The sequence below is a fragment of the Ancylobacter sp. GW821-FHT10E12 genome (assembly GCF_058809335.1).
Genome location: NZ_JBXASN010000036.1, coordinates 1 through 9,286, shown reverse-complemented (window position 1 = coordinate 9,286; position 9,286 = coordinate 1). Strand labels below are relative to the sequence as shown.

General features: G+C 70.3%; 5 protein-coding genes. 1 reads left to right on the top strand and 4 read right to left on the bottom strand.

Going from position 1 to position 9,286, the window contains the following annotated elements:
• From AC1RU4_RS26030 to AC1RU4_RS26015, 4 genes are all read right to left on the bottom strand, one after another.
• The coding region (locus tag AC1RU4_RS26030; RefSeq protein WP_492894745.1) for a beta-ketoacyl synthase N-terminal-like domain-containing protein at positions 1 to 5,262 on the bottom strand (5,262 nt) is incomplete at its 3' end.
• A 153-nt stretch (positions 5,263 to 5,415) separates the two neighbouring features.
• Positions 5,416 to 6,126 carry a hypothetical protein gene (locus AC1RU4_RS26025; RefSeq protein WP_492894743.1) on the bottom strand — a complete coding sequence of 237 codons (711 nt, stop codon included), beginning with the start codon at positions 6,124 to 6,126 and terminating at the stop codon, positions 5,416 to 5,418.
• 116 nt (positions 6,127 to 6,242) lie between these two features.
• Positions 6,243 to 7,073 carry a sulfatase-like hydrolase/transferase gene (locus AC1RU4_RS26020; protein WP_492894741.1) on the bottom strand — a complete coding sequence of 277 codons (831 nt, stop codon included), beginning with the start codon at positions 7,071 to 7,073 and terminating at the stop codon, positions 6,243 to 6,245.
• Between the two features lie 50 nt (positions 7,074 to 7,123).
• Positions 7,124 to 8,284 (bottom strand): tetratricopeptide repeat protein, encoded by a 1,161-nt coding sequence (locus AC1RU4_RS26015; RefSeq protein ID WP_492894739.1) that lies wholly within the window; start codon positions 8,282 to 8,284, stop codon positions 7,124 to 7,126.
• A 628-nt stretch (positions 8,285 to 8,912) separates the two neighbouring features.
• Between AC1RU4_RS26015 and AC1RU4_RS26010 the strand changes: the two genes are divergently transcribed.
• Positions 8,913 to 9,286 (top strand): hypothetical protein (locus AC1RU4_RS26010; RefSeq protein WP_492894737.1); only part of this gene is annotated, 374 nt, incomplete at its 3' end.

Below are 9,286 nucleotides of genomic sequence, written 5' to 3'. Positions count from 1 at the left end.
CATCAGGGTCGGCGCCGGGCGCGTGGGAAGCGGCCGCTGCGCCGGGCGCGCCGACGGAGCGGCGGCCGGGCGCGCGGGGGCGCCGAGATAGGCGAGCAGCACGCTTTCCTGCGTCGCAAGGAAGCGCTGCATGGTGTTCTGGAAGTCGCTCATCACCCCGCTGCCGCCGCCGGCATCGGTGTAATAAACGTCTTCCGACGTCTCCTGATCATTCATAGGAGGCCTCTCCCCCGTTTCAATCGTACCTGTTGCAGTCCTGTGCAATCCGTTCATCGAGCGGGCGGCGCCGTTCGGCAGCGCCCGAGCCGCCACCGGGGCGGCCAGCGCCGGTGCCTCCGGCGCCATCAGCGTCGCCGGGGCCTTGGCCCGCGCCAGCACGTCTTCCAGCGTCAGCGGCTTCCTCGGCTCGGTGCCGACGCGATGGGCGCCGGAACCGTTGAGCCACCACATATGCTTTTCCGGCACCGGCTTGCGGGGAGCGGGCGCCAGCGTGCGGGCATCGAGCCTGACGGTGTCGCGGCCGGCCCACAGCGCGGCGAGATCGAGGCTCGCGCCTTCCGCCAGCAGCGCGCCGAGCGCGGTCAGCAGCCCCTGCAGCCCGCCCGCCTCGTCGTCGGTGGCGACCGCGCGGTGCGGCCGGCCTTCGAGGATCTGCCGCACCATGCCGGCATGGATCGCCTTCGGGCCGATGGTGACGAACACCCGCGCGCCGGCCTCGTACATCGCCTCGATCTCGGCGACGAACTCGACGCCGGTGACCAGCTGGCCGGCCAGGACCTCCTTGGCCGCCGCCGCGCCGGGGGGATAGACCCCGGCGGTGGCATTGGCGAAGACCGGGGCGGCCGGCTCGGCGAAATCGACGCTCTCCAGGAAGGCGGCGAAGCTCGCGCGGGCCGGGGCGACCAGCGGCGAGTGGAAGGCGGCGGCGACCGGGATCGGCGTGCTCGACAGCCCGGCGGCGTCGAGCTTCTGCGCGGCGCCGGCAATCGCCTCGCGGGTGCCGGACAGGATGGTCTGGCGCGGGGCGTTGTGATTGGCGACCACGAGGTCGGGCAGGCCGGCAATGGCCTTCTCGACATCGGCGCGGGCGGCGCGCACCGCCAGCATGGTGCCGAGATCGCCGCCCTTGGCGCCTTCCACCATCGCCCGGCCGCGCGCCGCCGAGACGCGCAGCAGGTCGTCGAGGCCGTAGACGCCGGCGGCATGCAGCGCCACCAGCTCGCCATAGGAATGGCCGGCGGTCATGTCCGGCGTCAGGCCGAAGCCCTTCATCAGCCGCAGCAGGCCGGCCTCCACCGCGCCGAGCGCCGGCTGGGCGACATCGGTGCGGGTGAGATCGCGGGCGGCGGCCTCCTGCGCGGCCTCGTCATAGACGCCGGCCGGGAAGATGGCGCGGCTGAGCCGGCCGCCGGACAGGCCGAGCGCCTCCATCTCGTCGTGCAGCAGCACGTCGGCACGGGCGAGCGCGGCGCGCATCGGCGCGAACAGCATCGCGGTGTGGCGCAGCATGCCGGGATATTGCGCGCCCTGGCCGGGGAACACGAAGGCGAGCTTGCCGCCGTTCCTCAGCGCCGGCTCGGCGCTGAACGCCCCTCCGGGAGGTGCGACGCCGGCGCCCTCGACATGGGCGGCGAGCGCCGCCAGCCGGGCCGGCAGGTCCTCGCCCATCGTGGCGACCAGCGTCGCGGCGAGCCCGGCCGCCGGGGCGGCGGCGGCAAGCGTGGCGGCGAGGTCGCGCAGCTCCGGCGCGCTCGGCTGGCCGGCGAGCAGGCCGGCGGTGCGGCGGATGGCGGCGGCCAGCGCCGGGGCGTCGGCGCCGCGCCAGACCAGCAGCTCGTAGGGCCAGCGCGATTGCGGCGCCGGCGCGGTGCGGGCGATGCCGGCATCCTCATAGGCTTCCAGCGTCACGTGGAAATTGGTGCCGCCGAAGCCAAAGGCGCTGACCGCGGCGCGGCGCGGCTGGCCCTCCGGCGTCACCCAGGGACGCGGCTCGTCGAGCACGTAGAGCGGCGATTTCGCGTCGGCGATGGCGCGGTTCGGCGTCTCCAGCTTGCCATGAGGCGGCAGCACGCCGTGATGCACGGCGAGCGTCGCCTTGATCAGGCCGGCAATGCCGGCGGTGGCCTTGGTGTGGCCGATCAGCGTCTTCACCGAGCCGATGGCGCTGTTGCGCGGGCTCGCCCCGGCCTCGCCGAGCAGGCGGGTAACGGTCTCCAGCTCGGCGGCGTCGCCCGCCGCGGTGCCGGTGCCGTGCGCCTCGAACAAGCCGACGGTCGCCGGCGAATAGCCGGCCATCTCATAGGCCCGGCGCATGGCGCGGATCTGCCCGTCCGGGTGTGGGGCGGTCATCGAGCGGGCATGGCCGTCGCTCGACCCGCCGACGCCCTTCAGCACCGCATAGACGCGGTCGCCGTCGCGCTCGGCGTCGGCGAGGCGCTTCAGCGCCACCATGGCGATGCCCTCGGAGATGACGATGCCGTCGGCCGAGGCGTCGAAGGTGGAGCAGCGCCCGCGCGGCGACAGCGCCTGCGTCTTGGAGAAGCAGAGATAGCCGAACGGCCCCTGCACCGTGTCGACGCCGCCGGCGAGCACGACGTCGGAGCGGCCGGTCTCCAGCTCCAGCACCGCCTGGTAGACGGCGGCGAGCGAGGAGGCGCAGGCGGCGTCGACGGTGAAGTTCACCCCGCCCATGTCGAAGCGGTTGGCGGCGCGGCCGGCGGCGACGTTCAGAAGGATGCCGGCGAACGAATCCTCCGACCAGCTCGGCAGGCGCGCGGCGGCGGAGGGGTCCAGCTCGCCGAGGAAGCGCGGCATTTCCGAGCGCACCGCATATTGCGCCCCGACATCGCCCGCCCCGCCCGAGGCGCCGAGGATCAGCGACACGCGCTCGCGGGTCTCGGCGATATTGTCGAGGCCGGCATCGGCCATCACCGCCCGCACCACTTCCAGCGTCATCAGCTGCAGCGGATCGATGGAGGCGATGGCCTTGGGCGGGATGCCGTAATGCATGGGGTCGAACAGCACGTCGTCGAGGAAGCCGCCCCAGCGCGAATAGATCTTGTCCGGCACGGTGCGGTCGGCGTCGAAATACAGCCGCCAATCCCAGCGATGCGCCGGAATCTCGGTGATGGCGTCGACGTGGCCGAGGATGTTCTCCCAATAGTCGCGCACGTTCCCCGCCTTGGGGAACACGCCGCCCATGCCGATGACGGCGATGTCGACCGGGTTCGGGCGCGGGACGGCGTCGCGGGCGACGGCGGCGAGCGCCAGCGCCGGCGGCTCCAGCACCGCGCGGGCGCCCTCGCTCACCGCCTTGTGCACGTCGGCGACCGAGACGACGGCATCGCGCAGCGTCGCCACCTGCCCGATCATGAACATGCCCTCCAGCTTCTGGCGGGCGACCGGCACCTTCCTGATCCTGCCCTCCGGCCCGGAGCGCTCGGTGCCTTTGGAGGCCACGCGCAGCCGGCCGAGGGTGAAGGATTCCAGCTCGTCGCGGATCTCGTCGGCCGAGCGGCCCTCGGCCTCCATTTCCTTGCGGCGGTTGAAGAAATGTTCGGCGAAGGGACTGAGGGTGGCGCGGCTGGCATGGCCGGGGCCGGTCTCCAGCGTCACCGTCACCTCGCAGGCGAGCGCCTCCTCCTGGAAGCCCTTCACGATGGCGCCGCTGTCGACGATCTCGCGGGTGAACAGATAGGCCGAGCCCATCAGCACGCCGACCTTGACGCCGAGCGCCGCCAGCGGCGCCGCCAGGGCGGAGATGATGGCGGCCGAGCGGGCGTCGTGGATGCCGCCGGCGAACAGCACATGGATGCGCGACGCGATCTCGGGATCGCGCACGTTCTCCAGCAGCGTCGTCACCATCACGTCCCACAGCACCAGGCTGGAGAGCGGGCCGACATGGCCGCCGCATTCGCGGCCCTCGAACACGAAGCGGCGGGCGCCCTGTTCGAGGAACATGGTGAGCAGCCGCGGCGAGGGGACGTGCAGATAGGTGGAGACGCCCTGATCCTCCAGGTTCTGCGCCTGGTCCGGGCGGCCGCCGGCGATGAGGGCGAAGCGCGGCACGTGCCTGCGCGCCACTTCCATCTGGCCGGCGATCAGCTCGGCGGGGGCGAAGCCGAGCAGGCCGACGCCCCAGGGCTTGCCCTTGAGCCGCTCGGCGGTCTCGGCCAGCAGCGTGTCGACCTGCTCCGGCCGCATCAGCGCCAGCGCCAGCATCGGCAGGCCGCCGCCCTCAGCCACCGCCTGCGCGAAGCCGGCCGTGTCGCTGACGCGGGTCATCGGGCCCTGGACGATCGGATAGAGGGTGCCGTGGCTGTCGGCGACGCCCTTGCCCGGCCCGAACGGATCGATCTCGGCGGCGGCGGCGGCGCGGGTGCCGGCTTCCTCGGCGAGGGCGCGGAACAGGCGCCCGACCGAGCCGTAGCGCGCCGCGAAGGGGGCGGCGAAGGCCACCGCCTGGCCGATGGGCATGATCGCCGCCATCGGATCGGCCCAGCCGATCTCGGCGGTGACCGCCGCGGCGACGCCGGCGCCGTCGAGCCCGGCGATCGCCTTGCGCAGCTGGCGCACATGGCGGAAGCCGGGCTTCTCGAAGATGCGCCAGTGCGCCTCGTCCGGGCCGACCAGCGCGGTCTCCAGCCCGGTGAGGCCGCCGAGCGCCGCGCGCGCGGCCTCGCCGAGCGGGGATTCCTTCAGCAGCAGCAGCTGGTCGTCGAGCACCACGCCGCTCGCCCCGCCCGCCATGACCGCCGCCGCGCCGTGGAGGCCGACGCCGCCGCGCACGAAGACCGGCTTGCCCTGCCGGGCCAGCGCCTTCTGCAGCAGGATGAAGCTGGTTTCCTCGCCGACGCGCCCGCCCGCCTCGTGGCCCTTGACGAGCAGGCCGGCGACGCCCTCCAGCCCGGTGAGGCGGTCGTCCCACTCGGTGACCTCGACCAGGGTCTCGACGCCGAACTGCCTGAGCCGCGCGATCGGGGCGGGATCGGCCAGCAAGGGGGCGGCGTCGAGAACCAGCCAGTTGAGGCCGGCAGCGGAATGCGCCTCGACCAGCGCCAGCACGTCGCCGTCGAGACGCGGCACCTTGAGGCCGAACGGCCCGCGCGCATGCACCGCGAGATGCGCCAGCGCCGCCCGTGGCAGCGGCCCGATCTCGCCGTTGAGAATGCCGAGGAACCCCGCGCGCGTGGCAGCGATCGCCAGCGATGCGTCAGCATAGCCGGCGGGCGTCAGGGCCATGACCTGAACGAGACGATCCATTGTCGCTTCCCACCCTCTCGCCGCGGCCGGCGCGCGCACGACCTTACTCTCCGGCCGGCTGTCGGAACAGCCGCTTGCGGGACGCCTGCCGTAGAGGAAGCGGCCCGCTTGTCGAAAGGCTCCGCCACAACGGCGGCGCCCCGCAGGCAGGTTCTACTTGCCGTCCAGCTTGTTCAGCTTGTCTTCGAGGCGGGCGATCAGCTTTTCCAGCCGTTCCTGGGCGTTCTGCTTGTCGTCCGTCGTCTCCGCAACGGCCAGGGCACCCCCGCCGCCACCCTGCGCCTTGCGCGCCATGATCTTGCGCAGCATCTCGCCGCGTCCGCCGCCACCGCCGCCAGCCGCCGGGGCAGCACCGCCGCCGCCGGCCGCGCCGCCGCCTTCGGCCTTGCGGGCCATGAGCTTGCGCAGCATCTCGCCGCGTCCGCCGCCGCCACCAGCCGCGAGCGCTCCGCCGCCGCCACCGGCCGCGAGAGCTCCGCCGCCGGCCGCACCGCCGGCTTCGCCCTTCTTGGCCATCAGCCGCTTGAGAATGGCCGCGCGGCGATCGCTGTTGCCGGCGCCACCGCCGGCCGCGCCGCCGCCAAGGCCCGCGCCACCGCGACCCGCGCCACCGCCGAGGCCTGCGCCACCGCCGGCGCCCTTCTTGGCCAGCAGCCGCTGCATCATCGGCCGGTCGCCGCCGCCCTTGCCTCCCTTGGAGGCCATGGCGGCGACATCTTCCTCGGAACTCGCCTCACGCGGCGTACGCGGACGGGACAGGCCTTCCGCAACGGCCGCCTCCCCCTCGCCTTCCGCCGCCTCGGCCCGACGCTTCTTCAATTCCGCCAGCTTGGCGGTCAGCTTGTCTTCCTCGGTTTCGTTCATAAAACAGTCTCCGCTGCCTTGCTCCGTCCCGCCCCTACGGGAGACAGCAAGCTGGTTCACGATTCTTCAAACCTCTGCTCACGCCGGCCCTGGCCGCAGGAATGCGGCCGCGGCCCTCACGAAGGCCGCAAGCCTTCGACGAACGGCACTTCGAAAACCTTCTCGTGCATGACCGGCCCATGGCCGAAATACCCGCCTTCGCCGAAGGCTTCGCCGTGATCGGCCATCACCATGAAATACGTGTCCGGCGGCGCCTTCTCGAGGAGCGCGCCGAACAGCTCGTCCACATAATCGACGCAGCGGATCTGCTGCTCGTGCAGCTCGCGCAGCGCATCGGCGTCGAAGAACTCGTCGGTCGTCGTGCCGGTCTGGCCGCCGTCGCCCGAATGCGCCAGCGACTTGATCGCCCCGTGCACCCCGGAAATATGCGGCAGCTTCGAGCCGTCCAGCATATAGGGGTAATGGGTCTCGCCGAGATTGAGGAAATAGAAATGCGGCTGATCGGCCGAGAATTCGATTTCCTTCACCATGCCGGCGAAGTCGTTATGGTTCGACATCAGCTTGTAGTCGGCGAAATAGCGGTTCAGCAGCGTGAAGCCGTTGAGCACCGGCATCGAGACCTTGGCCTTGCAGATATAGCCGTGGTCGCCCAGCACCTTGGCCAGCGAAAGCTGCGGAATGAACTTGTTGAAGCCGAGATCCGGCACGTTCAGGCGGCCGACCCAACTCGAAAAGTCCTTCTTGTAGACTTCCGAGGCATAGACGTGCTGCGGCGAGCGGTGCGGCACCAGGCCCATCAGGTAGGAATAATGCGACGGTGCCGTCCAGGACGCATAGGACCAGCGCTGCTCGATCTCGCCCAGACGCCGGAAGTTCTTCGATTTCGCTCGTACGAAACTGTCATAGCGACAGCTGTCGAGGATCATGAACACAAGGTTGCGAGGCATAGTCAATCCAACTCATGAAAAGCTCGGAACGGCCGATTGCGATCAGGCGCTCAGCTTTCGCTGCGCCGGCTCAGCAATGCGGTGCGTCGTCGCTTCTGTGTGGGGCGCTTGTCGCGGATCTTCGGTCGCGCGACAGGATCGTGCTGCATCTCCCCCTTGATGCCGGCAAAGGCCCCGTTGAACTGGCGGGCGAGGGTTTCGTCCTCGTCCTTGCTGTCCATCAGGGCGGCTATGTCCGGGCGCTTCTCCAGAAGGTCCGGCAGGTTGAACACCGCGGCGCGATACTCCTCGACCGCGTAGCCAAAGCGGCCCATGGCGGTGTAGATGTCGCCGATGCGCTTGTGGATCATGCCGCTGCGCCGGCGGTTGCTGCTGAGATCCCGCAGGATGTTCAGCGCTTCCTGGTAGCGGCCGGCCGCCTCGTGGCAGTCGGCGATGTTGAGCGCGGCGATGACCAGGCGCGGATTGAGCTTGCGTGCCTTTTCGAACGCGGTGATCGCCTTGTCGTGCGAGCCGAGCGCCATCAGCGCCCCGCCCAGCGCGTAGTGGATGTTGGCGTTGTCCTTCTGCAGCTGCCCGGCTTCCTCGAACAGCCGGCGCGCCATTTCGTATTTATGCTCGCGCATCGACAGGCGGCCGAGCTTGTAGAACGCCACCGAACTGTTGGGCTTGATGTCGAGAAGCCGTTCCAGCTCCTCGCGCGCGGCCTCGAACTTGCCCTGCTGCTCGTAGAGATCGGCGAGCAGCATGCGGATCTGCGCCTGCTGCGGATTGAAGGCCAGCGACTCCTTCAGATGCTGCTCGGCCTCGGCGAACTCGCCGCGATCCTGGTGCAGCCGCGCGATGCGGATATGGCCGGCGGAGATCGACGGATCGATCTGGCTGACCTCCTCGAAATCCTCCATCGCCCGCGTGGTGTCGCCGAGCCGCGCCCGGCATTCGGCGCTGAACAGCAGCGCCATCTTCTGCTCGGGATCGATGTCGAGAGCCGCCTGGAAATGCTCCAGCGCGGCCGAGAAATCCTCCTCGGCGAAATAGGCGCGGCCGAGGCCGACATAGGCATGCGCATCGTCCGGGCGACGCCGCACGATCTCCTCGAACAAGGCGCGCGCCCCCGCCGCATTGCCGTCGCGAAGCGCCGTAACGGCGTCCTTCAGCTCCGAGCGACCACCCCGCGCGATCGCCCGACTACCCGCTCTATTCATCGCCATTCCGCACTACCTTAACCGGATACCCGAAAGGAAACCCCTATTCGGCATTCGGCGCACCGCCCCTCAGCTGTCGCCGGTTTAAGGCTACGTCGCCGCATGGCAATTGACAAGCAGCGACGGCATAGACCCGGTATCCGGCTCGTCATATATTTAGCGGCATCATGACGCGCGCTGTTTAGCTGCTGCGCACAACGAATACACCCGCCCTTCATCGCTGAAGGCCGGCTGCCGGCAAAATAAAAAACGGCGCGTCCGCGACTTCAATACGTCGCAGACACCATTGATCGCGCGGTATAGTCGACAAACTGTACCGGGACACCGAAGGCGGATATGTCCGCGCCGGAAGCGGCGCACGGCGGACGGCAAAAACAAGCAAGATGCGCGCCAGCCACGGAGCGGCCGGGCCCCGCCAGCCGGCGGTGCGGTGGGACGCCGCGGAGGGATGTTCATACTAGGCGGATAGTAACCTTCCCATGCTAAAAGCCGCGCCGGCCACGCGAAGCCCCGATTTTGAATTGATCGATGGACAAGAATGGCAAGACGCGGAATTCTGCGTAAGGTGCCACCCGGCATGGCCAGGGTCGGATCGGGCGCACGGCCGGACGAGTTCGGCAGTTGAGGAGCCGAAATGGCTGACACCTTCGATTCATCCCCGGCCTCCGGCGCCGCTCACGACCCGTCTCGCGAGAACCGCCGCCCGACGCTGCGCTCCGAGCTGGTGGTGACGCGGCAGGTCGACGAGAGCGGCACGGCCGAAGTGCGGATAGCCGATCCCGCCAACGGCACCGACCATGTATTCCGCGGCATCGAGGCCGCGCTCTTCGAAGTATTCGTCGGCCAGGGCGGCGCCCTGCCCGCCACCGAGCCGGGGGTCATCTCGGCGTTCCGGCGTCGGCTGGCCGCGGCCGGGCTGACGACCCGGCGCCCCGAGGCCGAGGGGGCGGCCGCCGCGCCGGAGCCCATCGTTCCGGCGACCGACCGGGCGAGCGCCCGCACCACGCC